This window comes from Bacillus timonensis (genome assembly GCF_004799755.1).
Classification (GTDB): domain Bacteria; phylum Bacillota; class Bacilli; order Bacillales; family Bacillaceae_L; genus Ferdinandcohnia; species Ferdinandcohnia timonensis_A.
The window spans coordinates 81,500-105,452 of the sequence record NZ_SLUB01000004.1 but is presented as its reverse complement, the minus strand read 5'-3'; the positions used below and the strand labels follow the sequence as shown (position 1 = coordinate 105,452).

23 protein-coding genes are annotated in these 23,953 nt (G+C 39.0%); 1 reads left to right on the top strand and 22 read right to left on the bottom strand.

Features of this window, described 5'->3' with window-relative positions; all coding sequences use genetic code 11:
• Positions 1 to 48: 48 nt before the first annotated feature.
• From rnc to E1I69_RS03940, 11 genes are all read right to left on the bottom strand, one after another.
• A complete protein-coding gene (gene rnc / locus E1I69_RS03990) occupies positions 49 to 777 on the bottom strand; it encodes a ribonuclease III (protein WP_136378313.1) in 729 nt (242 codons plus the stop codon).
• A gap of 61 nt (positions 778 to 838) precedes the next feature.
• Positions 839 to 1,072, bottom strand: a complete 234-nt coding sequence (locus E1I69_RS03985) for an acyl carrier protein (RefSeq protein ID WP_136378312.1) — start codon at positions 1,070 to 1,072, stop codon at positions 839 to 841.
• Positions 1,073 to 1,171: 99 nt separating this feature from the next.
• A complete protein-coding gene (gene fabG, locus E1I69_RS03980; RefSeq protein WP_136378311.1) occupies positions 1,172 to 1,912 on the bottom strand; it encodes a 3-oxoacyl-[acyl-carrier-protein] reductase in 741 nt (246 codons plus the stop codon).
• 1 nt (position 1,913) lies between these two features.
• Positions 1,914 to 2,858 carry an ACP S-malonyltransferase gene (gene fabD / locus E1I69_RS03975; protein WP_136378310.1) on the bottom strand — a complete coding sequence of 315 codons (945 nt, stop codon included), beginning with the start codon at positions 2,856 to 2,858 and terminating at the stop codon, positions 1,914 to 1,916.
• 12 nt (positions 2,859 to 2,870) lie between these two features.
• The gene (plsX, locus tag E1I69_RS03970) at positions 2,871 to 3,872 is read right to left on the bottom strand and encodes a phosphate acyltransferase PlsX (protein ID WP_136378309.1); all 1,002 of its coding nucleotides are present in this window, start codon (positions 3,870 to 3,872) and stop codon (positions 2,871 to 2,873) included.
• Positions 3,873 to 3,928: 56 nt separating this feature from the next.
• Positions 3,929 to 4,504 carry a transcription factor FapR gene (fapR, locus tag E1I69_RS03965; RefSeq protein ID WP_136378308.1) on the bottom strand — a complete coding sequence of 192 codons (576 nt, stop codon included), beginning with the start codon at positions 4,502 to 4,504 and terminating at the stop codon, positions 3,929 to 3,931.
• Positions 4,505 to 4,617: 113 nt separating this feature from the next.
• Positions 4,618 to 6,666, bottom strand: a complete 2,049-nt coding sequence (gene recG / locus E1I69_RS03960) for an ATP-dependent DNA helicase RecG (RefSeq protein WP_136378411.1) — start codon at positions 6,664 to 6,666, stop codon at positions 4,618 to 4,620.
• The gene (sdaAA, locus tag E1I69_RS03955) at positions 6,659 to 7,546 is read right to left on the bottom strand and encodes an L-serine ammonia-lyase, iron-sulfur-dependent, subunit alpha (RefSeq protein WP_136378307.1); all 888 of its coding nucleotides are present in this window, start codon (positions 7,544 to 7,546) and stop codon (positions 6,659 to 6,661) included. Before sdaAA ends, recG begins: the two co-directional genes overlap by 8 nt.
• Before the next feature lie 170 nt (positions 7,547 to 7,716).
• The gene (sdaAB, locus tag E1I69_RS03950) at positions 7,717 to 8,379 is read right to left on the bottom strand and encodes an L-serine ammonia-lyase, iron-sulfur-dependent subunit beta (RefSeq protein WP_136378306.1); all 663 of its coding nucleotides are present in this window, start codon (positions 8,377 to 8,379) and stop codon (positions 7,717 to 7,719) included.
• 340 nt (positions 8,380 to 8,719) lie between these two features.
• The gene (locus E1I69_RS03945) at positions 8,720 to 10,402 is read right to left on the bottom strand and encodes a DAK2 domain-containing protein (protein ID WP_136378305.1); all 1,683 of its coding nucleotides are present in this window, start codon (positions 10,400 to 10,402) and stop codon (positions 8,720 to 8,722) included.
• A gap of 16 nt (positions 10,403 to 10,418) precedes the next feature.
• Positions 10,419 to 10,781, bottom strand: coding sequence for an Asp23/Gls24 family envelope stress response protein (locus E1I69_RS03940; protein WP_116350621.1), 363 nt, complete (start codon positions 10,779 to 10,781; stop codon positions 10,419 to 10,421).
• Between the two features lie 272 nt (positions 10,782 to 11,053).
• On the opposite strand from E1I69_RS03940, the gene rpmB reads away from it, so the two are divergent.
• Positions 11,054 to 11,242, top strand: coding sequence for a 50S ribosomal protein L28 (gene rpmB / locus E1I69_RS03935; protein ID WP_010282529.1), 189 nt, complete (start codon positions 11,054 to 11,056; stop codon positions 11,240 to 11,242).
• A gap of 78 nt (positions 11,243 to 11,320) precedes the next feature.
• Here rpmB and spoVM read toward each other — a convergent pair whose 3' ends face one another.
• The 11 genes from spoVM to coaBC form a co-directional block, all read right to left on the bottom strand.
• Positions 11,321 to 11,401, bottom strand: coding sequence for a stage V sporulation protein SpoVM (gene spoVM, locus E1I69_RS03930; protein WP_010282530.1), 81 nt, complete (start codon positions 11,399 to 11,401; stop codon positions 11,321 to 11,323).
• Positions 11,402 to 11,820: 419 nt separating this feature from the next.
• Positions 11,821 to 12,468, bottom strand: coding sequence for a ribulose-phosphate 3-epimerase (gene rpe, locus E1I69_RS03925; protein WP_136378304.1), 648 nt, complete (start codon positions 12,466 to 12,468; stop codon positions 11,821 to 11,823).
• Between the two features lie 2 nt (positions 12,469 to 12,470).
• The gene (rsgA, locus tag E1I69_RS03920; RefSeq protein WP_136378303.1) at positions 12,471 to 13,355 is read right to left on the bottom strand and encodes a ribosome small subunit-dependent GTPase A; all 885 of its coding nucleotides are present in this window, start codon (positions 13,353 to 13,355) and stop codon (positions 12,471 to 12,473) included.
• Between the two features lie 73 nt (positions 13,356 to 13,428).
• Entirely contained in the window at positions 13,429 to 15,387 is a 1,959-nt protein-coding gene (pknB, locus tag E1I69_RS03915) for a Stk1 family PASTA domain-containing Ser/Thr kinase (RefSeq protein WP_136378302.1), read from the bottom strand.
• A 4-nt stretch (positions 15,388 to 15,391) separates the two neighbouring features.
• Complete coding sequence (locus E1I69_RS03910) at positions 15,392 to 16,141, bottom strand: Stp1/IreP family PP2C-type Ser/Thr phosphatase (protein ID WP_136378410.1); 750 nt, start codon at positions 16,139 to 16,141, stop codon at positions 15,392 to 15,394.
• A 5-nt stretch (positions 16,142 to 16,146) separates the two neighbouring features.
• Complete coding sequence (gene rlmN, locus E1I69_RS03905; RefSeq protein ID WP_136378301.1) at positions 16,147 to 17,241, bottom strand: 23S rRNA (adenine(2503)-C(2))-methyltransferase RlmN; 1,095 nt, start codon at positions 17,239 to 17,241, stop codon at positions 16,147 to 16,149.
• A gap of 4 nt (positions 17,242 to 17,245) precedes the next feature.
• A complete protein-coding gene (rsmB, locus tag E1I69_RS03900; RefSeq protein ID WP_136378300.1) occupies positions 17,246 to 18,589 on the bottom strand; it encodes a 16S rRNA (cytosine(967)-C(5))-methyltransferase RsmB in 1,344 nt (447 codons plus the stop codon).
• Positions 18,576 to 19,529, bottom strand: a complete 954-nt coding sequence (fmt, locus tag E1I69_RS03895; protein ID WP_136378299.1) for a methionyl-tRNA formyltransferase — start codon at positions 19,527 to 19,529, stop codon at positions 18,576 to 18,578. Before fmt ends, rsmB begins: the two co-directional genes overlap by 14 nt.
• An 8-nt stretch (positions 19,530 to 19,537) precedes the next feature.
• On the bottom strand, positions 19,538 to 20,011 hold the full coding sequence (gene def, locus E1I69_RS03890) for a peptide deformylase (protein WP_136378298.1): 474 nt from the start codon (positions 20,009 to 20,011) through the stop codon (positions 19,538 to 19,540).
• A gap of 305 nt (positions 20,012 to 20,316) precedes the next feature.
• Positions 20,317 to 22,731, bottom strand: a complete 2,415-nt coding sequence (priA, locus tag E1I69_RS03885) for a primosomal protein N' (RefSeq protein ID WP_136378297.1) — start codon at positions 22,729 to 22,731, stop codon at positions 20,317 to 20,319.
• Positions 22,728 to 23,930: a bifunctional phosphopantothenoylcysteine decarboxylase/phosphopantothenate--cysteine ligase CoaBC gene (gene coaBC / locus E1I69_RS03880; protein WP_136378296.1), complete on the bottom strand. Its 1,203-nt coding sequence runs from the start codon at positions 23,928 to 23,930 to the stop codon at positions 22,728 to 22,730. Before coaBC ends, priA begins: the two co-directional genes overlap by 4 nt.
• Positions 23,931 to 23,953: the final 23 nt, after the last annotated feature.

Genomic DNA, 23,953 nt, shown 5'->3' with positions numbered 1-23,953 from the left:
TTTATGGCAAAAATATAACCCCACGAATTCGTGGGGTACACTAGCTTATTATTGTTTGCTTTTTAACTTTTTCAAAGCAATTTCAGCTGCATGCTGTTCAGCTTCTTTTTTTGATCTACCTGTACCTGTCCCTAGTTCCTCACCATTTAGGGATACCCTCGAAATGAATTCACGACTATGGGCAGGTCCTTTTTCTTGAAGCACCTTATATTCGATAATTCCAGTCCCATCTCGTTGCACGAGCTCTTGTAACTGACTCTTATAATCCATCACATGAGAAAAAGCACCCGCATTAATTTTAGGAATTACTGTTTCATCTAAAAACTGGTTAACTACCTCTAAGCCTTTATCAAGGTATAACGCCCCGATAAATGCTTCAAACACATCTGCAAGCAGGGCTGGTCGTTCTCTTCCACCAGTCATTTCCTCACCTTTTCCGAGTAAGACAAGTTCTCCAAAATTTAGCTCATTTGCAAATGTAACTAGAGACGGTTCACATACAATAGCGGCCCGCATCTTTGTTAATTCGCCTTCGCTCATAATTGGAAACTTTTTAAATAAAAACTGGGATATGGTTAGCTCTAAAACAGCATCTCCTAAAAATTCAAGCCGTTCATTATCTTCATGCGGCTTTTTTCGATGCTCATTCACATAAGATGAATGTGTAAATGCTTGAATAAGTAGACTTTCATTATGAAAATGAACCCCTAGTCGCTCCTGAAAAGCTTTAAATTTCGGAGTAAACTTATTGCCTCTATCTTTATTTATCCGCTTCACCTTACGTAACCTCCCAAGGAGAAAGCCCCGTTTATATAACGGGACTTTTGCATTTTAAGAATTATAGCTGGCTTTTTATGTAATTAACAGCGTCACCAACTGTAGAAATTTTTTCAGCCTCATCGTCTGAAATTTCCATGTCAAACTCGTCTTCAAGTTCCATAACTAGTTCAACAACGTCTAGTGAATCCGCTCCAAGATCATCTTTAAAAGAAGCCTCTAATTTAACTGCTGATTCTTCAACACCTAAGCGGTCAACCACGATTTTTGTAATTCTCTCAAAAACATCTGCCATTTCCATTCACCTCCCCTCAAGGTATTATATTTGGTTTTACTAGAAAAGCGCAAGCACGTTTAGCCAAAAGGATATCAATTTTGCGCTTTTTTCTTTTTTTTACATAACCATTCCGCCGTCAATATGAAGGGTTTGACCTGTCATATAATCGCTTTGGTCTGATGCTAGAAATAAAACAACACCAGAAATATCAGTTGTTTCACCGAATCTTGCAAGAGGAATTAATTTTAGCATTTCATTTTTTACATCTTCAGGAAGTTTATCCGTCATATCTGTCGTAATAAACCCTGGTGCAACAGCGTTAACGTTAATATTGCGACTCGCTAATTCTTTAGCAGCAGTCTTGGTGAAGCCGATCACACCTGCTTTTGCTGCAACATAGTTAGCTTGTCCAGGATTACCACTAACTCCTACGATAGAGGCGATATTGATAATTTTACCAGAACGCTGCTTCATCATTTGTCTTGTAACAGCTTTTGTACAGAGAAATACCCCTTTTAGGTTGATATTAATAACATCATCCCATTCTTCTTCTTTCATTCTCATCAATAAATTGTCTCGTGTAATTCCTGCATTATTAACTAGGATATCAAGACTACCAAAGTTAGAGATAACCTCTTTCACCATAGAAACAACTGAATCTGCATCTGATACATTTGCTTGAATCGCGAACGCTTCTTGTCCTAAGGCTTTGATTTCATCGACTACTTCATTTGCTTTTTGCTCACTTCCGGAATAGTTTACGGCAACCTTCGCACCTGCTTTTGCAAGTTCAATTGCAATCGTACGTCCGATGCCACGTGAAGCGCCGGTCACCAATGCTACCTTTCCATTTAACATTCTATTGTCCCTCCTTTAACGCTTGAATGGTTGCTTCAAGTGTTCCTAAATCGCTGATTGCATATGTAGCAACTCTACGATTTACTTTCTTTATTAATCCAGAGAGTACCTTACCAGGTCCAATTTCGATAAACGTGTCTACTCCTTGGTCAAGCATGTATTGAACTGAATTTTCCCATAGTACAGGAGAGTATAATTGCTTTACTAGATTTTCTTTAATTTGGTCAGCATATGTCATTTCCGTAGCATTCACATTTGCTACAACAGGAATAGATGCATCACTGATTTCAATTTGATCAAGTTCCGAACGTAACTTTTCAGCTGCAGGTTCCATTAATGATGAATGGAATGGTCCGCTAACCTCGAGTGGAATCGCACGTTTCGCACCCTTTTCCTTAGCCAACTCACAAGCATGCTTAACACCTTCGGCAGCACCTGAAATTACAATTTGACCTGGACAATTGATATTCGCAAGCTGAACAGGATGTCCTGCTGCAGAAATTTCATTTGTTACTGCTTGTAAATCATCGCTACCCATTCCAAGGATTGCTGCCATTGTTCCTTGGCCAGCAGGAACGGCTTCCTCCATAAACTCACCGCGTTTACGTACCGTACGTACAGCATCTTCAAAGCTAAGTGCACCAGCAGCGACTAATGCCGTGTACTCACCAAGACTATGACCAGCAACATATTGAGGTGTTATACCAGCTTCTTTAAATTTTTCTAGAATCGCAATACTTGTTGTTAAAAGAGACGGTTGTGCGTTCACCGTTAATGTAAGCGTGTCCTGTGGTCCGTTAAAAATCAAAGAGGAAAGCTCCTCTTCTAATGCTTTGTCAGCTCTTGTAAAAATCTCATGAACTACCTCTGAAGAATCCGCTAATTCCTTTCCCATTCCTACAACTTGAGATCCTTGTCCTGGAAAAACGAATGCAATCTTACTCATTCTACATTCCCCCTATTCATCAACTTTTGGATTGATATCCTCTAGTGTTTTACGTATTGTTCCTGAAACATCTTTCTCAACCATCTCATAGGTTTGTCTTACTGCACTAAATATTCCATTGGCATCTGAAGAACCATGTGCTTTAATAACAGGTGCGTTTAAGCCAAATAATCCGGCGCCACCATATTCTGAGTAATCCAGCGTCTTTTTTAAGACCTTTAATTCTGGCATTAAAAGACCTGCCGCTATTTTACTTTTTAGATTGCTTGTAAAGGCTGTTTTAAGCATTTTAAACATCGAAAGAGCCGTACCCTCGATTGTTTTTAAGGCTACATTTCCTGTAAATCCATCTGTAACAACAACATCTGCCACTCCGTCTAGTAAATCTCTTGCCTCTACATTCCCAACAAAATTGAGATTTGTAGCTTTGATTAATTCAAAAGCATGCTTAGTAAGATCATTTCCTTTTTTATCTTCTGTACCGACATTTAATAAACCGACTCTAGGATTTACCACTCCTCGAACCTTTTCTGAGTATATTGAACCCATGATGGCATATTGAAGCAAATGCTCAGGCTTCGCATCGACATTTGCGCCTACATCTAACATAAGAAAACCCTTTTTATCTAAAGTAGGGAGAGTAGGTGCTAATGCTGGCCGGTCAATTCCTTCAATTCTACCAACGATAAAAAGCCCTGCCGTCATGAGAGCTCCCGTATTTCCAGCTGAAATACATGCATCTGCCCGCCCTTCACTAACTTCTTTCGCCATCAAGACCATGGATGCATTTTTTTTTCGTCTAACAGCCCGAACAGGTTCATCTGTTCCTTCAATTACTTCGGTTGTATGTATAATCGTAATTCTATCTTCTTCCGTTATGTATTGACGAATTTTTGCTTCATCACCAATAAGAGTTACTTCAAGGTCTTTATAATGTTTTAAAGCAGTCACTGCACCTTTCACAATTTCCTCTGGGGCGTGATCCCCACCCATTGCATCTATTGCAAGTTTCATTTTGTATCATTCCTTTGTTTGCTATTAGGTAGTTATCTACACGTATTGTTCTATTATCAATCAGTTTTTACTTGTTTATTAGAACGATACATTGTAAATTCACCAGAAAATACGAGTTCGTTACCAACATAGCTATTTACATCTACGATTGTTCTATCTTTTTCCTGGGATCCCTTCACTTTTGCTTTTGCGACAACCCGTTCCCCTACTTTTACCTGTCTCGTAAATCGAATATTAGCTTTAGCAGTAAGCGCAAGTTCATCATTAATCACAGCAACCGCTAGTGAGTTTGCTTGAGCAAAAAGATGGTGCCCACGAGCAATTTGGTTTCGTTTAAATACATGCTCATTTGTTACATCAAAGATTGAAATAGCACTTTGATCTAGTTCAATATCTATAATCTCACCAATGACTTCTTCTATTGGCAAAGCTTTTACTTCATCATCTAGTTTTTTCTCAGCTACATTTTTGATTCGTTCACGAAGTTCAGGAATCGATAACTCCAGTCGGTCCAAACGAATCGTTTGAACACTGACCTTAAATTTTTCAGCTAACTCTTCATCTGTAATAAATGGATTCATTTCGATTGTTTCCTGAAGCAATCGTTGCCGTTCTTTTTTATTTCTTCTCATTAAAAATACACCGTCCGCACTCTTATGACTAGGTACTAATAGTAAGTATATAATTAAAAAAAGCAGATTGCAAGAAAAAATATCCTTACAATCCACCTCTACATACAAATGGTTTAATCCAATTTTTCTCCATCTAAAATACCGGATTGTAACAAATCGTCCCGTAGGTGTTTGTAGGAGGAATCCTCCCAAAACGCCTTTGAATTAATTAATTTCGCAGCATCATTTCGTGCTACCTCTAAGGTACGATAATCATGAACCATATCTGCTACCTTAAATTCGGGAACACCACTTTGTTTACGACCAAAGAAGTCCCCAGGTCCACGAAGCTCCAAATCTTTTTCCGAAAGAACAAAGCCATCATTTGTCTCTGTCATGATCAGCATTCTTTCTTTCCCCACCTCAGACTTTGGATCAGCAAGAAGAATACAATAGGACTGTTCACTACCTCTTCCGACACGTCCTCGTAATTGATGTAGCTGCGAAAGACCAAAACGTTCTGCATCATAAATCACCATCATAGTCGCATTTGGAACGTTCACACCTACTTCAACAACCGTTGTAGATACAAGAATTTGAACTTCATTTTCACTAAATTGTCTCATTACATCTTCTTTTTCATCTGCTGATAAACGACCATGCATTAAGCCAACTTTCGCTTTGTTTTGAAAATGAAAAGAGAGCATGGTATGAACATCAATTGCATTTTGAACATCCAACTTATCGGATTCCTCAATCAAAGGGCAAATGACATAGGCTTGTCTCCCTTTAGCAAGTTCTTTTTCAATAAATGCCAAAATCCGCTCAAGCATCTCATGCTTTACCCAATACGTTTCAATTTTCTTACGTCCTGCTGGCATTTCGTCGATTACCGAAACATCCATCTCACCAAAAACCGTAATGGCAAGTGTTCTTGGGATTGGGGTTGCGGTCATAAAAAGAACATCAGGGCTTTCACCTTTTTCTCGTAAAATCCTCCGCTGTTCAACACCAAAGCGGTGCTGCTCATCCGTTATGACGAGCCCAAGCTTATGGAAATTGACTTCATCCTGGATAAGCGCATGTGTACCTACTAATATATGAATATCCCCTGCTTCAAGCTGTTCAAGTATTTCTCTTCTTCGTTTACCCTTTACCGAACTTGTTAACAATTGAATATTTAACCCATAATCCGAGAAAAGCTCAACAAGTGACTGAGCATGCTGTTCAGCTAAAATTTCTGTAGGCACCATTAATGCTCCCTGATAACCCGAAAGAATGGCAGCATACAAAGAAATAGCTGCTACAACAGTTTTCCCTGACCCAACATCACCTTGAAGTAATCGATTCATTCGATACGGAGAACGTATGTCATTCATAATCTCAGTAACAACTCGATTTTGGGCATTTGTCAACGGAAATGGCAGTCTATTCATAAATTCTTCTAATTTATCCATCTGAAACTCCATCGCTGCACCAGCAGATTGTTCTCGCTCAAACTTTCTTAATGCTTGCATTTTTAATTGAAAAAGCAGAAACTCTTCGTACACAAAACGCCGTCTCGCTTGTTTTAAATCCTGATGATTAGTTGGATGATGCATAATTTTAATTGCATCCTGCTTAGGTAAAAGTCGATATGTCGCTAATAATTGTTCAGGAAGGTTGTCCTCAATCTGGTCGCCAAATTGTTCAAGGGCAAGCGCAATAAAACGCTTCATTCCCTTTATCGTGATTTTTCCTTTAATTGAATAGACTGGTTCGATTCGGTTGTCTTTGATCATCGGTCCAAAAACAATCTCACTAACAGTTATCGTTTGCCGATGCTGATCCCATTTTCCTGTAATTGTTACAGTATCGTTTAACGTGATTTTATTTTTATAATACGGGCGATTGAAACAGGTCGCTGTTATTAAATAGCGACCTACTAAGACCCTGAAGGTTAAGCGAGATCGTTTCCGATTATAATAGGTTAACAGTGGTTCACTATGAACCTTGCCTTCAATCGTAATTTTCTCCTCATGCTTGACCTCCGCAAGGTCTCGCAAACTATAATCTTCAAATCGATATGGAAAGTATAAAAGTAGGTCAGAAATAGTGAAAATGTGCATCTCGTTAAGCTGTAGACCTGTCTCTTCACCGATTCCTTTAATTTCAGTGACAGGCTGCTGTAAATGACTATTCACCTTGTTTAGCGCTAATCCCAAAGATCTTTGCCTCAAGAGCACGACCTGTTGGAGTTGCCGCTAGCCCTCCCTGCGCTGTTTCTTTTAACGCCGTCGGCATCGTTTGACCTATTCTATACATTGCATCGATTACTTCATCACACGGGATTCGACTGGTGACACCTGCTAATGCCATGTCTGCAGCCACCATCGCATTTGCCGCTCCCATAGCATTACGCTTTACACACGGTACCTCAACAAGCCCAGCAACTGGATCACAAACGAGTCCAAGCATGTTTTTTAATGTGATCGCCATGGCTTCAGCCGATTGCTGTGGAGATCCTCCTGCCATTTCAACAATTGCCGCTGCAGCCATTCCAGCAGCAGAACCAACTTCCGCTTGGCAGCCACCTGCAGCACCCGAAATCGAGGCATTGTTTGCAACAACAAATCCAAAAGCACCTGCAGTAAATAAAAACTGAACCATTTGCTCTGTTGACGGATTTAATTTCTCCTTAACCGCAAATAAAGTCCCTGGCACAACACCAGCAGAACCAGCAGTAGGTGTTGCACAAATCGTTCCCATTGCAGCATTTACTTCGTTTGTCGCAACAGCCTTACTAACAGCATCTAAAACGGTTTTACCAGTTAAGAAGTTTCCTTTTTTTATATAATCTTGTAAGAGAACCGCATCTCCACCTGTTAAACCAGAGTGAGATGAAACACCGGCTAACCCTCTTTCAACAGCTTTTTCCATTACTTCTAAATTACGTTCCATTTGAGCAATGATTTCTTCACGGGTTTTTCCTGTTACTTCAACCTCTTGTTCAATCATCACATCTGCTATTTTCATATTTTTTGTTGTAGCAAGTTCTACTAACTCAGCAACATTACGAAACATATAAAAACCTCCTGTCAGAAAAGTGCAAGGTGCCCGATTATCGGCGACAAGCATAAGACGAGCGCTGACAGAAGGTGCATTTTACCTTCCGAAGCGATTGGCTTAGACCCGTGAGCCGATGGCGCCTGGAGCTAGACATTGATAACGTGTAAACGGTTTATAAATGATGCCTATTCGACAATTTTAGTTACCTTTAAGATATTGGGTAAGGTAGCAAGTTCTTCTAAAACATGCTCGTCGATGTTTTGATCCACTTCAATTGTCATAAGAGCCTGCATTCCTTTTTCCTTCCGCGCCACTTCCATATGTCCAATATTGATGGCATATTTCGCAAGCACATTCGCAACACCAGCAATCGCACCATAGCGGTCATTGTGAACGACAAGTATGGCCGGATGATTTCCAGATAAACGAAGCTGAAACCCATTCAATTCAGTAATTTCAATTTTTCCGCCACCTATAGAAATACCAACAAGCTCCAATTCCCCTTCATCATCACCGATTGAAACTCGTGCAGTATTAGGATGTTCTGGTATAGCTTCCTCTTCAACAAACTTTATCTTAATACCTGCATCATTAGCAATTTCTAATGAAGTTTTTATTCTTTCATCAAATGTGTCAAAATCAAGCAAACCACCAATGATCGCAACATCTGTACCGTGACCTCTATACGTCTCAGCAAAAGATCCATAAAATGAGATGTTTGCCCATTTAGGTTCACGCCCAAACAAACTTCTAGCCACCCTTCCGATACGAGCGGCACCTGCTGTATGCGAGCTTGAAGGACCAATCATAACCGGACCAATAATATCAAAAACACTTCTAAACTTCATCTACTCTCCCCCTTACATACTTAATCAAATACACCTCGGCGTATTTGCGCCCAGATTTTTAGACCCACAGGAAGTGGGTCATAAAGACGTTGCCACAGGAAGTGGCGCACTTAGTCTTTGAACTTACTGCTCGAAAAACTTCCTTTAAAAAATCTGTGGCATCCGCCGGAGGTTTAACAATATACAGTCAGATTTTTATCTGACTGTATATTGTTATATGGAGTAAGGTCAAACGATGTTCCTACATATTACTCTATTTGTCTCTAACTATTTTATCTACAGGAAATTGTCCCCAGACATTGAAATAGAAGGGATAAATCCCTTCTACTATTTTGTACCTTTATTCAACTGAGAAAATAAATGCGTAAAGGGGTTGCTCACCATTATGTGTTTCAACCTCTATGTCCTCATACTCTTCTTCAAGATATTGGACAATTGCATTTACCTCGTCCTCTGAAGCGTCCTGACCATAAATAATCGTTATAATTTCATCGTCATCAGCCGAAATAATTTTTGCTAAAAGATCTTTTGCCGCTTTTAACTTATCCTTATCGGTAACGACAATTTTTCCATCTGCTATTCCCATGAAATCATCTTTGGCAATGTCGATTCCATCTATATTCGTATCACGTACTGCATATGTGATTTGACCAGTCTTTACGTTGCTTAATGCACCTGTCATCGTTGCTTTATTTGCATCTAATTCACCGGATGGGTTAAATGCAAGTAATGCAGACATCCCTTGAGGCACGGTGCGTGAAGGAACAACGATCACATTTCCATCAACGACAGAAGCTGCCTGCTCAGCTGCCATTATGATATTTTTGTTATTAGGCAAAAGAATAAAGTTTTCCGCATGTACTGATTCAATTGCTTTTACAAAATCCTCAGTACTTGGATTCATCGTTTGGCCACCCTCAATCACAACATGTGCACCGATACTCTTAAATAACTCAGTAATTCCCGCACCCATAGCAACAGTGATGATCGCAAATTTCTCTTTTTCTTTGTGACGTTTCTCCTGTACTGGAGCATGTGCTTCATCTTCATTTAGAATAGCCGTATGCTGCTCACGCATATTTTCTATCTTCATTTTGATTAAGCTTCCATAACGTTGGCCATAGGATAAAACCTCACCAGGCTGCTCCGAATGGATATGTACTTTTGCAATATCATCGTCAGAGATCACTAATAAAGAATCACCAAAACGACTTAAATCATTTCGGAACTGTTCTTCAGAAAATGGATGTTTGCTCGTTTTTTCCGGTTCAAACTTCACCATAAATTCTGTACAGTAACCAAATACGATATCCTCAGTATTCATATGACTTTGAACACTTTTATGATGTTCTGCATTAACAAGTTCATTCATTGATGGTGCTGCAATTGACATGTTCTCAATTGTTTCACCCTTTAATTCTGAAAGGAATCCTTCGTAAACAAGTACTAATCCTTGTCCGCCACTATCAACAACCCCAACTTCCTTCAATACAGGTAATAGATCAGGAGTACGATTTAATGACGCCTTCGCTTCTTTTAAAAGTTCGTCCATCACAACAATGATATCAGACTCGTTACTTGCAACAGCAACCGCACGTTTAGCAGCATCTTTTGCAACTGTTAGTATCGTTCCTTCAACAGGTTTCATAACAGCCTTATATGCTGTTTCCACACCCATTTCAAAAGCATGGGCAAATTCAGCAGCATTCAACGTTTCCTTTTGTTCAATAGCCTTGGAAAAGCCTCTAAAAAGCTGAGATAGAATAACCCCAGAGTTACCACGGGCACCCATTAATAATCCTCGTGCTAATGATGCTCCGACTTTACCAATATGTGGGGTAACATTATTTTTTACTTCCTTTGCACCAGATGTCATGGAAAGATTCATATTCGTTCCGGTATCACCATCTGGAACAGGGAAAACGTTAAGGGCATCTACCATTTTTGCGTTATTAGATAAATGAGTAGCTCCTAATAACACCATTTTTGCAAAACGTTTTCCATCTAATGTAGTAATTGACACGCAATTTTCCTCCTCTTTATGGGTTCGTTACACGAACTCCTTGCACGTAAATATTAACCGAGCTTACAGCAAGTCCTACTGTTTGGTCTAATGTATATTTCACCTTAGATTGAACATTGTGGGCAACCTCAGAAATTTTCGTGCCATAACTTACAATTATGTACATGTCGATATGCACTTCATCATTTTCTTGACGAACAACAATACCACGGGCAAAATTTTCTTTTCGTAAAAGCTCAGAAATACCATCTTTTATTTGCTTTCGTGACGCCATTCCGACGATCCCGTAACAATCGATAGCAGCTCCACCAGCAACTGTTGCAATTACATCGTTTGATATATCAATTTGTCCGTACTTTGTTTTTAATTCGATGGACATGAGAGACTCCCCCTTTATAATTGTTCACCTTGGCTACAGTCATTTTACTATAATATCGCATTTTTTAAAAGTAATTCGTCAGCTTCTATTATGGATTCATTATGATTTAGTATATAACTTTTAAAAATTTCTATGTCATGACAAGTATTTTTCCTTTAAACGCAGGTTTTGAAGTATTGCAATATCCCATCAGTTATGATAAATTATATAAGTATTTCTATGAAGAAAGCGATATGTTTGATTGTTGCTATGTAAGTTAGGAGGGAAATAGAATGGCACGTAAATGTGTAATCACAGGTAGAAAAACTACTACTGGTAACGCTCGTTCCCATGCAATGAACGCATCAAAACGTAAATGGGGAGCTAACCTACAAAAAGTTCGTATTTTAGTTGATGGTAAACCAAAACGCGTATACGTTTCTGCAAGAGCATTAAAATCTGGTAAAGTAGAACGCGTGTAATAAAGAAGCGCATTAGCTCTTACAAATTGTAAGAGCTAAAAATTTGCACAAAAAAAGCACCTATGGACGGTGCTTTTTTTATCCTTTTTTAAATGATCCTAACATCGCACGGACGATACCGCCTAAGAACTTTGGTAACTTAATTGTATAAAATTTCATACTTTCCCTCCTCAATGCAATATCCACGTACTTTCTTTGAATTCACACGGTCTACCTTATTATTAATATTCAAATGAAAAAAAATAGTACCATAGTACATATAAATAAAAGCAATTTCATGGAAACCTCTTAAAACATTCTTATGCCTTATCGATGAAAAAAAGTACAATTCAATTGAAGATTATTCCTAAAACATCGTTCTCACTTAGAATCAATATACAAGTTAAGAAAAGTGCAAGGCGCCCGCCTATCGGCGACAAGCATAAGACGAGCGCTGACAGAAGGCGCTTCTTGCCTTCCGAAGCGATTGGCTTATGACCTCGAGCCGATGGCGCCTGGAGCTAGACATCGAAAACTACGTAAAAATTTTATACTTTCTTATCTTACAAGAAAAAAAAGAGCAGGAAGATCTGCTCTTTCTACAAACTACGTATTTTCTCCATTGCCGCCTTCCGATCCTCTTGACCATAAATCGCTGATCCAGCAACAAGAACATTTGCACCTGCCTGGACACAAAGTTTTGCTGTTTCTTGATTGACTCCTCCGTCAACTTCGATCTCTACATTCAAATTCTTTTCTTTGACCATCTGTGCAACTTCCTCAATTTTAGGAAGGACAGAATGGATGAATTTTTGCCCACCAAATCCAGGGTTTACTGTCATTAATAACACTAAATCAATATCCTCAATCACATGCTTTATCGAATCAACCGGTGTAGCTGGGTTTAAAACAACACCAGCCTTTACGCCATGAGATTTAATTAACTGAATGGTACGATGAAGATGTGGACATGCCTCTACATGAACTGTTAAAAAGTCCGCCCCTGCTTTTGCAAAAGCAGGAATATATTGGTCAGGATTTTCAATCATCAAATGAACATCTAATGGTAATTTAGTAATAGGTCTAATCGCTTCTACGATGAGTGGACCGATTGTAATATTTGGAACAAAGTGACCATCCATGACATCTACATGGATATAGTCTGCTCCCCCATTTTCAACATCCTTGATCTCTTCTCCAAGTTTTGCAAAATCTGCTGAAAGAATGGATGGTGCAATTTTAATCATGATTAATACCTCGGCTTTCTTTCCTTTATTTCTTCATAAAAACTTACATAGTGGTTATACCGAAATTGTTCAATACTTCCATCCTCTATGCTTTGTCTGACAGCACACTTCGGCTCAGAAATATGGGTGCAACCACGAAATTTACAATTTGCACCCGCTTCATATATTTCCGGAAAGCAATATGCTAGTTCTTCTGCTTCGATTGTAAGAAATTCCAACGAACTAAATCCTGGCGTATCTGCAACAAGCCCATTGCCGATTTCAATTAATTCCACATGTCTAGTCGTATGCTTTCCTCTGCCTAGTGACATTGAAATTTCATTTGTTTCTAGTTCTAAATCTGGTCGAAGCGAATTTAACAGGGATGATTTCCCTACACCGGATTGACCAGCAAATACTGAAATTCGCTTTTCTAATAAAGGTAGCAGCTGGTCTATCCCATCTTTTTCCTTCGTCGACGTTAATAGGACGTGATAGCCAATTTTTCGATAGTTTCTTGCATATTCCTCTATTTCTTGAACCCCATCTTCCGAAATTAAATCCGTTTTACTTATACAAATAATAGGCTCTATATCGTTGGATTCAACTAAAACCAGAAAGCGATCTAACAACAATGGACTGAAATCGGGTTTAATCGCTGAAAAAACTAAAATAGCTTGATCAACATTTGCAATTGGTGGACGAACCAGTTCATTTTTACGTTCCATTACTTCTAAAATATAGCCATCTGTATTATTTTCTGCCTGAAATAGAACATTGTCACCTACCAATGGGGTGACTTTATTTTTTCGAAAGACCCCTCTACCACGACATTGAATCAGTTCTCCATTTTCGTCTTGAACATAATAAAAACCGCTTAATGCTTTAATAATTTTGCCTTCTGGCATAGTTTCACTCCTTGTTTTCATTTCATTCGTCTCGACATATCGGGTAGCTACATGTAAGCTACCCCTTTTCAACCTATTCTTCTGGATACTGAATTTCCTCTTTCATAGAAGGTTCATTGTCAATATAGACCAGATATTCGGCCGTTTCGCCAGGATTAATTACAAAATCAATATCAATTTTTTGTGTTTCCTTGAGTTCAATCTGTTTATATACGTCCGTGATCTTATGTTCTGCATCCTCAATAAAGATTTTCACTAATTGTGGATTTCCTTCTTCATCAGGTGTATATTCAAGTGTTAATGTACGTTTAACCGTTACCGGCTTTTTAGGTTCAGGCCCTTTTGACATAATTACTTTGACCTGAGCACCCTTCGTTAACTCTTTCCCTTGTTCTGGTGATTGAGAAATCGCTTGGCCTGCTGGAATATCATTTGAAAATTGTTCTTCTGTATAGTCGATCGAGAGCCCCGTTGTTCTTGCATATTCATCAAGTGCATTTGTTGGATAATATGTTAAATCAGCAAGTTTAATAGTTTCGAGTCCTTTACTTACCGTAAAGGTAACCTCCGTTTCTTCTGGAACAACCTCTTCTCCTGCTTCAATGGATTGCTTAAGGATGGTTCCAGGAGCACTATCATTAAATTCTTCTTCCTTTTTCACATAAAAGTAATTTTCTTTATCTAGTTTGGCCTTAACTTCCTCGAAATCTTTACCTATATAATCCTTAAATGCCACTTTCTTTTTGCCGGTACTTTCATATAAATCAATCGTGGCGCCTTCCTTTACCGAATCTCCTGCTTCAGGGTCTGTCCGAACGATATATCCTTCTTGGATTTCTTGGTCACTGATTTCAATAGTGTCACCAATCGTAAATCCAGCTTCCTTCAATTTGGTCACTGCTCGATCATAATCCATATTTGAAACGTTAGGTACTTCAACATCCTTCGGCAAAAATAAAGCTGGAAAAACCGTAACTGCTGCTACACCAGCGCCAATGATAAAGAAAAAGATGATGGCAAGTGTTACTAAAAGCCTATTTTTCTTCTTTTTCTTTGGTTTTGGATCGTCCTTCTCAGTCTGATTACTGTTCTTCTGAGAGTCTCTGACCAGTGTTTCAGGTGATAATGGGGCATTTTCCTTAATAATTGGAATCGCTTTTGTCACTTCATCATCCATATCGGGTATGACAAATTTTTCTTCATTTAAACGATTAGGGAAAAGTGCTGTCTGCAAATCCTCTTCCATTTCTTCAGCTGTATCGTAGCGATGAAATGGGTCTTTTGCAGTCGCTTTTAAAATAATATTTTCAACACTCTGCGGGATTGTAGCATTCCATCTTTTTGGTGAAGGAGTATCTGTTTGCAAATGCTTGAGTGCAATTGATACTGCAGATTCACCTTCAAAAGGAACACGACCTGTTAATAGTTCAAACATCACAATACCTAGAGAATAGATGTCAGACTTTCGTGTTGACATGCCGCCTCTTGCTTGTTCGGGTGATAAATAATGAACTGAACCTAGCACAGAGTTTGTTTGCGTTATCGTTGTTGAGCTAAGTGCAACTGCAATCCCAAAATCAGTTACCTTTACTGTTCCGTCGTGATCAATTAGGATATTTTGAGGTTTAATATCACGGTGAACAATCTGATTTTGATGTGCATGTGTGATTGCAGATGTAAGCTGCAACATGATGTTAATTGCTTCTTTTGGATGAAGCGGTGCATTTCGTTGTATGTATTGTTTTAAGGTTTGGCCAGGAACATATTCCATTACGATATAATAAATATCCTCTTCTTCACCCACATCGTAAATACTCACAATATTTGGGTGAGCCAAACTTGTAGCCGCATGGGCTTCTCGTCTAAAGCGCTTGATAAATTCTTCATCATTTGAAAAATCTAACCGTAGAACTTTAATGGCGACATCTCGTTCGAGAATTACGTCACGTGCAAGATACACATTCGCCATTCCGCCCCCACCAATGACTTCAAGAATTTTATAACGACCACTTAATCGTCTACCAATAAGCATAGGATTATTCTCCCTCACTTTCAGACGTGTAATCGACGATTACGAGTGTTATATTATCTTCTCCGCCATTGTCATTGGCCAATTGAACAAGTTTTTCGCACTTTTTTTCGATTGAATCGTCACTTTCGAGAATACCTTTTAATTCCACTTCCGAGACTTTATTAGACAAACCGTCTGAGCAGATTAAAAGCATATCGCCTTCTTCTAATATTAATGTTTTTAAATCCATTTGGACATTTGCTTCCGTACCTAATGCACGTAAAACAACATTTTTCCGTGGATGATGCTCTGCATCTTCTTTAGAAATATGACCTGAACGAACAAGTTCATTCACAAGTGAATGATCTTCTGTAATTTGTTGGAACCCATGACTATTCAGACAATAGCAACGACTATCACCAATATGAGCTACAGTGGTAAATAGGTCCGTACATATTGCAGCAACAACAGTCGTTCCCATACCTTTACATTCCTTATTTTCTTGAGAATGTTTGAATAGATTTGAGTTGATTTTAAAGATATGCTCTTCTAGCCAGCTTTCAGCTGAATCAGATGTAGAGAGCTTTTCACTTGCCTCCCAGTAGGACTTGAGCTGTGATGTTGTCATATGACTTGCAACATCACCAGCTAAATGCCCGCCCATTCCATCTGCGACGACCGCTAATATTTGTCCATCCTTATTATGATAAACACCACAGCTATCTTCATTGATTTGCCTTACTTTTCCCCGGTTTGTCAAAAAGAACGACTTCATAAGTTTCACCTCGTCTCCTCTTTACGCTCCTTTGCTCGTAATTGACCACAGGCAGCATCGATATCATGACCTTGTTCGCGTCGAATTGTTACATTCACACCATGTTTCTTTAACGTCTTTTCAAATTCAAAGATCTGTTCTCTTGGTGTTCTCACATAATCGCGTTCAGGAACATAATTGACTGGAATTAAATTAACATGGCACTTAATTCCCTTTAATAGCTCAGCAAGTTCTTCAGCATGTTCAACTTGATCGTTGACACCACCAAACAACCCGTATTCAAAGCTAATTCTTCTCCCTGTTTTTTCAATATAATAGCGTACTGCTTCCATTAGATCTGGCAGTTTATATGCACGATTAATGGGCATCAATCTGCTTCTAATTTCTGTATTAGGTGCATGTAAAGAGATTGCAAAATTTATTTGTAATTTTTCATCTGCAAACTTATAGATTTTTGGAATGATTCCACTTGTTGAAACGGTAATATGACGTGCCCCAATATTTAGTCCTTTATCATGATTAATAATTTTTAGGAATGAAAGCATTTGGTCGTAATTATCAAATGGTTCACCAATTCCCATAATGACTAAATGACTGACTCGTTCACCAAGTTCATCCAATGCTTTTTGAACCTTTACCACTTGGGCAACAATTTCGCCAGCCTCAAGATTTCGCTTTAGGCCACCTAATGTTGACGCACAGAAGGTACAACCGATCCGGCAGCCAACCTGTGTTGTCACACAAATGGAGTTCCCATAGCTATGTCTCATAAGAACTGTTTCAATTGAATACCCATCATGTAGTTCAAATAAAAACTTCATCGTTCCATCAGCTGATGTTTGCTGGATGATTGTTTTAAGTGTTGTTATTGTAAATTGTTCAGCAAGCTTTTGTCGTAGTGCATTTGATAAGTTGGTCATTTCATCAAATGATGTTACCCGCTTCGTGTAGAGCCACTCAAAAATCTGATTTCCTCGAAATTTCTTCTCACCGTTTTCAATGAGCCAGTTTTCGATTTCTTCTAATTGAAGAGAATAAATGGATGGTTTTGAATTTGGTAAGTTTTGTTTTTTTCTTCTAGTTGTTTGTACTTCTTCCAATACTTTACACCCGCTTTCTTAATCTTGCAATATAAAATCCATCCGTTCCAAAATAATGTGGATAAAGCTGAAGTTGTCCATTTTTAAGATATGGCTTCACTATTTCAGGCAGGTAATTTTCTATTGTATCGTCTAACTCAAAATCTTCATTTTGTTCAAGGAAGGCTTTAATGACACCTTCATTTTCTTCGTACTCTATTGTACATGTGCTATACACGAGTATACCATCTTTTTTTAATAAAGTTGAAACCTCATTTAAAATGGCTAATTGTATTTTTGCAAGGTTTCCATTGTCTAATTCTGATTTTGCATATTTTATGTCTGGCTTTCTTCTAATAACCCCAAAACCTGAACAAGGGGCATCAACGAGAATCTTATCAAAGCTTTGTGCTTTGAAAATTTCGCTTGCTTTTCTACTATCAAGGGCTTTTGTCTCCACATTTTCAAGCCCCAATCGGTTTACGGCTTCATTTATTAATTTAACTTTATGCTTATGGAGATCTATCGAAAAAACCTTACCTGTATTGTCCAGTAATTCAGCAATATGTGTTGTTTTACCACCAGGTGCAGCGCAGCTATCAAGAATTTGATCGTTTTTCTTAACACCGAGCGCACGGGCCACAAGCATGGAACTTTCATCCTGAATGGTGATATAGCCTTCCTTAAAGGCATTTGCATGGACTAGATTGCCACGAGTAGCTTTAATAGCATCAACAGAAACGGACCCTGCTTCCGCTTCGATTCCATCCTCTTTTAGCATTTGAATAAGCTCGTCTCGCGTTGTCAATACACGATTGACACGTGCAGTTTGTTCTGGAGGCGTACAATTGACCTCACACATTTTGCGAGTTTCTTCCATTCCAATTTGCCGGATCCATCGCTTAACAAGCCATAGTGGGTGACTCGTTTCAATTGCAAGTCGTTCCACTTCATCTTTAAGTTGATCAAGTGACGGCAAACCCTCGCGTTGGATGGAACGTAACACTCCATTTACAAGCGAAGCCGTTCCTTTATGTCCTCTTTTTTTGGCAATTTCGACCGCTTCAAAAAAGATTGCCCGTTCTGGTACTCTGTCTAAAAAAACCATTTGGTAGAGGGAAAGCCTTAATAGAATTCTTACCCATTGATCAAGCTTTTTACTCTTTTTTAAAAATGGAGCTAAATAAAAATCGAGTGTATCGCGACGTTGGATCGTACCATAGACAATCTCGGTGAGAAGTCCTACATCTTTCCCTTTAACCTCATGTTTTTTAATCATTTGGTTCAACAGTATATTGCTATATGCTTGATTTTTTTCAATTTGTAATAATATTTCAAGTGCTACATTTCGAACATTAGTCTTCGTCATCGTTGTCTCCTAACCGAGTCCCTACCTGTAAATCTGCCCCCATTAAGAATTGCGCTGCAGTCATCTTTTTCTTTCCGGCAGGCTGGAGTTGAGTGATTTTTATAAAAGTAGTATTCCCAGTCGAAACAATAAAGCCATCTTTTTCAATTGAAACAACAGTACCGCAGGGTTTTGATGTAGAGGAAGGTATCTTTTCACCCCACCAGATTTTCATAACCTCTCCATTTAATGTGGTATATGCAACAGGCCAAGGGTGGAGCCCACGGATATGGTTATAAATATCCTCTCCATCTTTTGTCCAATCTATCTTTTCCTGTTCGCGTTTAATGTTTGATGCAAAGGTTGCCCTGGAATCATCCTGCTTTATCGGTGTTATTTTATTAGCTAAAAGTAAAGGCAGGGTTTCCGATAAAAGCTTGGAACCAGCCACACTTAATTTGTCATGTAATGAACCAACATGGTCTGTTTCTAAAATCGGGATTTCTACTTGTGTTAAAATATCCCCTGCATCAAGCTTTTCAACCATATACATAATGGTAACACCTGTTTTTTTCTTGCCTTGAAGGAGTGAATAATGAATCGGCGCTCCCCCTCTTAGCTCAGGTAGTAAAGATGCATGTACATTTATACATCCATACTGAGGAGCTTCCAGCAGTTCTTTTGGAAGGATTTGCCCAAATGCCGCAGTTATGATTAAATCAGGCTTATAGCTTAACACTTGTTCGATTTCTTGTTGTTCTCTTATTTTATTTGGTTGTAAGACTGGGATATTATGTGCTAACGCCTCAACTTTAACAGGTGGTGGTGTTAACACTCTTTTTCTTCCTACTGGTCTATCCGGTTGTGTCACAACAGCTACAACCTCGTAGCCATCCTCTATTATTTGACGTAAAACAGGTACCGAAAAATCAGGGGTACCCATAAATACAATGCGTTCCATATTATTACCTACCCTTCAATTTCTCCTTCTTCATAAAAACGGTTCACCTTTGAGGTAAATAAAATACCATGAAGGTGATCGATTTCATGCTGAATGGCTCTAGCCAAGAAATCTCTTGCCTCAAATACGTATATTTTTCCTCTTCGGTTTTGCGCTCTCACCTTAATGTAATCATAACGGGTTACTTCACCAAAAAGGTCCGGAAAACTTAGACAGCCTTCTGGACCTACCTGTTCCCCTTTTTGCTCAAGGATCACGGGATTTATCAATTCAATGAGTCCACTCTCGTCTCCTATATCAACGATCGCGATTTGTTTTGCAATTCCAACTTGAGGAGCTGCTAAGCCAACACCGTCCGCCTCAAGCATTGTATCATACATATCTTTAATTAATTTCGATAATTTCCGATCAAAGGTTGTCACCTTTTCACATTCTACTTCGAGTATTTCATTTGGATATTTAACAATTGGTAATAAAGACAAGCGAGTTCCTCCAACATTCTACTTTTTTATATGTCTAGCTCAAGAAGCCATCGGCTCTCTGGTCATAAGCCAATTGCTTCGGAAGGTAAAATGCACCTTCTGTCAGCGCTCGTCTTATGCTTAGACTTGCACAGGACAAGGAAGGCGTCGGCAGCATTATCATCGCACGAAGGAAATGCATGGCATTTTCGAGGAAGTGCTGACATCGACGTTCGCCACAGGACGTGGCGGTAGTTAGTCGATGTTCCGCTACCAAGGCGCCTTGCACTTTTCTATTAGTCTCTCTCTTTTTTCTCAACTTTAAACTACATCATAATATATGGGTTTAAGTCAATTGACAATGTAAGTGAGTTTTGTGCAATTTCTCTTTGGTAACGATCCAAAATCCCTTTTAAAAGCTTATTCAGATTTGGCTCATTTTTGTATTTTATCATGCATTGATATCGATATCTATTATTAATTCGGGCAATCGGTGAGGTCACCGGACCTAAGATGATGGATTGATTGGATAATGACTTACGTAAATAGATTGCAATTTTCTCAGCCACATCTACCGTTTTTGTAAGCTCGGGATGAGTTATTGTGACTAATGCCAAATAGTAAAAAGGCGGATAGGAATGAGCCTTCCTTATTCGCATTTCATTTTGATAGAATCCATCATAATTATGATGACTTGCAAACTCAATGCTATAATGCTCCGGTGTGTAGCTTTGAATCACAACCTCACCAGATAACTCATGACGTCCGGCCCTTCCACTAACCTGTGTGAGAAGCTGGAATGTCTTTTCTGACGAACGAAAATCCGGTAGATTGAGCATCGTATCTGCAGTGAGAACGCCGACTAATGTGACATTCGGAAAATCTAATCCCTTTGCAATCATTTGTGTTCCTAATAAGATATCGGCTCTTCCTTCTCCGAATTCCTTCAATAATTTCTCATGGGACCCTTTTCGACTCGTTGTATCGACGTCCATTCGGATTACCCTTGCTTCAGGTAACACTTTTGCAAGTTCTTCTTCGACCTTCTGCGTACCCGTTCCAAAAAATCGGATATGTTCACTGCCGCACTCATTACATGCAGTAGGCATGAATGTTTCATAGCCACAATAATGACATTTCAAGCGGTGATGTGGTCGATGATAGGTTAATGAAATATCACAATGCGGACAATTTGCAACATAGCCACAATCTCTACACATAACAAAAGAAGAGTGTCCGCGTTTATTTAAAAATAAAACCGACTGTTCGTTTCGTTCAAGTCGTGCAGTTAATTTATCAAAAAGGGCACCTGAGAACATCGAACGATTTCCATTACGTAACTCCTCGCGCATATCAACAATATCAACAGTCGGTAACGGTCTATGATTGACTCGCTCCTTTAATGTAAGAAGTTCATAGACATTTTTTGAAGCACGTGCAAAGGATTCAAGAGTTGGTGTTGCGCTTCCTAAAATGACAGGCGCATTATGCAGCTGTCCACGAAAAATCGCGACGTCTCTGGCATGGTATCTTGGATTATCTTCCTGCTTATAGCTAGACTCATGTTCTTCATCAATGATAATTATCCCAATATTTTCAAACGGAGCAAATATCGCAGATCTTGCTCCAACTACAACACTTACTTCCTTACGATAAATTTTTCGCCATTCATCATATTTCTCGCCAATCCCAAGTCCACTATGCATCACAGCCACTTGGGAACCAAAGCGCCCCTTGAATCGATTTACCATCTGTGGTGTCAGGGAGATTTCAGGAACAAGGACAATCGCTTCTTTTCCCTTATTTAGGACAGCGTCAATCGCCTGCATATAAACCTCGGTCTTTCCACTTCCGGTAACGCCATACATTAAAAATACCTTATGCAAGACATCTTCAATTGAAGCTAAAACCGGAGAGATCGCCTTTTGCTGTTCACTTGTCAATGGCATTGGTGTCGTTTGCTCAAAATGCTTGTCCGCGTAAGGATCTCGGTAAACTTCAACATTTTGTTCGGAAATATACCCTTTCTTCACCATTGTTCGAATTGTACTGTCCGTTACACCAACCTCTTGCAAAAGTTCCTTTAAAAAGATTGGCTGATTATTTGTCAGAAAAAATTCAAGTACTTGTTTTTGTTTTTTTGCTGTCGCCGGTAGCTCCTGGACCACATTTTCAGTTTCTTCTCTCGAGAGTGATAGCTGCACCTGTTTCATCGTTTTCTTGTTGCTGCGATTTTTCACCTTGTAGACAACTTCGAGAAGTCCTTTTTTAATATCCTTTTGGTAAATATGCAATAAATCACTTTTTTCAGCATCTTCCCAATGAACCTCATCATGCTTTTCAAAAGAAGCCTGAATTGCCGGATTCAAATCATGTCTTTTCGATGAGTCAAGCAGTCTAATTTCCTTTTCATATTTCGCCCGCATCGCGGACGGAAGCATTGCTTGTAGAGCAGATATCGTAAAGCATAGTGTTTTTTCCGTTAACCATTTGCCAATATGAAGAAGTTCTTCATTCAAAGCAGGTGTGAGGTCAAGCACAGAGTGAATTTCCTTCAGCTTATTAACTTCGGCCTCGTTTGATAGACTCATAACAAACCCCTGTACTTTACGAGGACCAAATGGCACGACGACCCTCATTCCGGGTACAATCATGTCACTCCATTTGTCAGGAACGAGGTAATCATATGGCTTATCTGTTTGCATGGCAGGAACATCGACAATAATGCTAGCAATTTTCATTCTATTTCGCCATCCATCATCAGCTTCACTTCACGAAGTAATGCTTTAGAAACATCAAGCTTTGTCATCATCGGAAGTTCTTTGAAGGTTCCATCCTTTTTGTAGATGGTTACAAGATTTGTATCCGTACCAAATCCCGCTCCCTGTGTAGTTACATTGTTTGCAACAATCATATCAAGATTTTTCGATAAAAGTTTCCGTTTTGCATATTCACCAATATTGTCCGTCTCCGCTGCAAAACCAACTAAAAATTGGTGTTCCTTTTGTTCACCTAATGTTTTTAATATATCAGTTGTTCTTTCAAGCTCTAAGACGAGATCCCCAGATTTCTTTTTCATTTTCCCATCATAGACTTGCTTTGGACGATAATCTGCAACAGCTGCTGATTTAATGACAATATCACTTTGTTTATAAAAGGCCATGACTTGTGTAAACATCTCTTCTGCAGATTCAACGCGAATGACCTTGACATTAGGAGGAGTCTGAAGAGTAGTCGGACCAGAAATTAAGGTTACTTCTGCACCCATTTTATTTGCCGCTTCAGCTATGGCATAACCCATTTTTCCAGTTGAACGATTTGTAAAGAAACGAACAGGGTCTAGCCTTTCCCGAGTCGGTCCTGCCGTAATTAAGATCTTTTTTCCTTTTAGTAACGGTGGCTCCGAAAAATGAGCAGTTATGAGTTCGACTATTTTTTCTGGCTCTTCAAGTCGACCTTTTCCAACATATCCACAGGCTAAATAACCTTCAGACGGTTCAATAAATTGATATCCATCCTTAGCTAAAATATCGATATTACGTTTTACTGCAGGGTGGTCATACATATGGACATTCATCGCTGGAGCAATCCAGACAGGTGCTGTGGTTGCAAGCAATGTGGTCGTAATCATATTATCTGCGATTCCATTTGCAAGCTTACCGATTGAATTGGCTGTTGCAGGTGCAACAACGACAAGATCAGCCCAATCAGCAAGGTCAATATGAGCAATAACTGCAGGATTTTTTTCATCGAAGGTATCAAAGTACACATTACTTCTTGATAGTGCTTGGAATGTGAGCGGATTGACAAATTTCATTGCAGAATCACTCATAATTACTTTTACATTAGCCCCAGCCTGAGTTAGCTTGCTTGTTAATGCTGCAGCTTTATATACAGCAATCCCACCACTGACACAGAGCAGTATATTTTTATTGAGCATTTGAATCCCCCTTAACAAAAAAG

Coding starts and splice junctions, on each gene's coding strand:
- E1I69_RS03985 (WP_136378312.1), bottom strand. CDS start 1,072: ATGGCAGATGTTTTTGAGAGAATTACAAAAATCGTGGTTGACCGCTTA.
- fabG (WP_136378311.1), bottom strand. CDS start 1,912: ATGTTAAATGGAAAGGTAGCATTGGTGACCGGCGCTTCACGTGGCATC.
- fabD (WP_136378310.1), bottom strand. CDS start 2,858: ATGAGTAAGATTGCATTCGTTTTTCCAGGACAAGGATCTCAAGTTGTA.
- plsX (WP_136378309.1), bottom strand. CDS start 3,872: ATGAAACTTGCAATAGATGCAATGGGTGGGGATCACGCCCCAGAGGAA.
- fapR (WP_136378308.1), bottom strand. CDS start 4,504: ATGAGAAGAAATAAAAAAGAACGGCAACGATTGCTTCAGGAAACAATC.
- sdaAA (WP_136378307.1), bottom strand. CDS start 7,546: ATGTTTCGTAATGTTGCTGAGTTAGTAGAACTTGCTACAACAAAAAAT.
- sdaAB (WP_136378306.1), bottom strand. CDS start 8,379: ATGAAGTTTAGAAGTGTTTTTGATATTATTGGTCCGGTTATGATTGGT.
- E1I69_RS03940 (WP_116350621.1), bottom strand. CDS start 10,781: ATGTCCATCGAATTAAAAACAAAGTACGGACAAATTGATATATCAAAC.
- rpmB (WP_010282529.1), top strand. CDS start 11,054: ATGGCACGTAAATGTGTAATCACAGGTAGAAAAACTACTACTGGTAAC.
- spoVM (WP_010282530.1), bottom strand. CDS start 11,401: ATGAAATTTTATACAATTAAGTTACCAAAGTTCTTAGGCGGTATCGTC.
- rpe (WP_136378304.1), bottom strand. CDS start 12,468: ATGATTAAAATTGCACCATCCATTCTTTCAGCAGATTTTGCAAAACTT.
- rsgA (WP_136378303.1), bottom strand. CDS start 13,355: ATGCCAGAAGGCAAAATTATTAAAGCATTAAGCGGTTTTTATTATGTT.
- pknB (WP_136378302.1), bottom strand. CDS start 15,387: ATGCTTATTGGTAGACGATTAAGTGGTCGTTATAAAATTCTTGAAGTC.
- E1I69_RS03910 (WP_136378410.1), bottom strand. CDS start 16,141: ATGAAGTCGTTCTTTTTGACAAACCGGGGAAAAGTAAGGCAAATCAAT.
- rsmB (WP_136378300.1), bottom strand. CDS start 18,589: ATGACGAAGACTAATGTTCGAAATGTAGCACTTGAAATATTATTACAA.
- fmt (WP_136378299.1), bottom strand. CDS start 19,529: ATGGAACGCATTGTATTTATGGGTACCCCTGATTTTTCGGTACCTGTT.
- priA (WP_136378297.1), bottom strand. CDS start 22,731: ATGAAAATTGCTAGCATTATTGTCGATGTTCCTGCCATGCAAACAGAT.
- coaBC (WP_136378296.1), bottom strand. CDS start 23,930: ATGCTCAATAAAAATATACTGCTCTGTGTCAGTGGTGGGATTGCTGTA.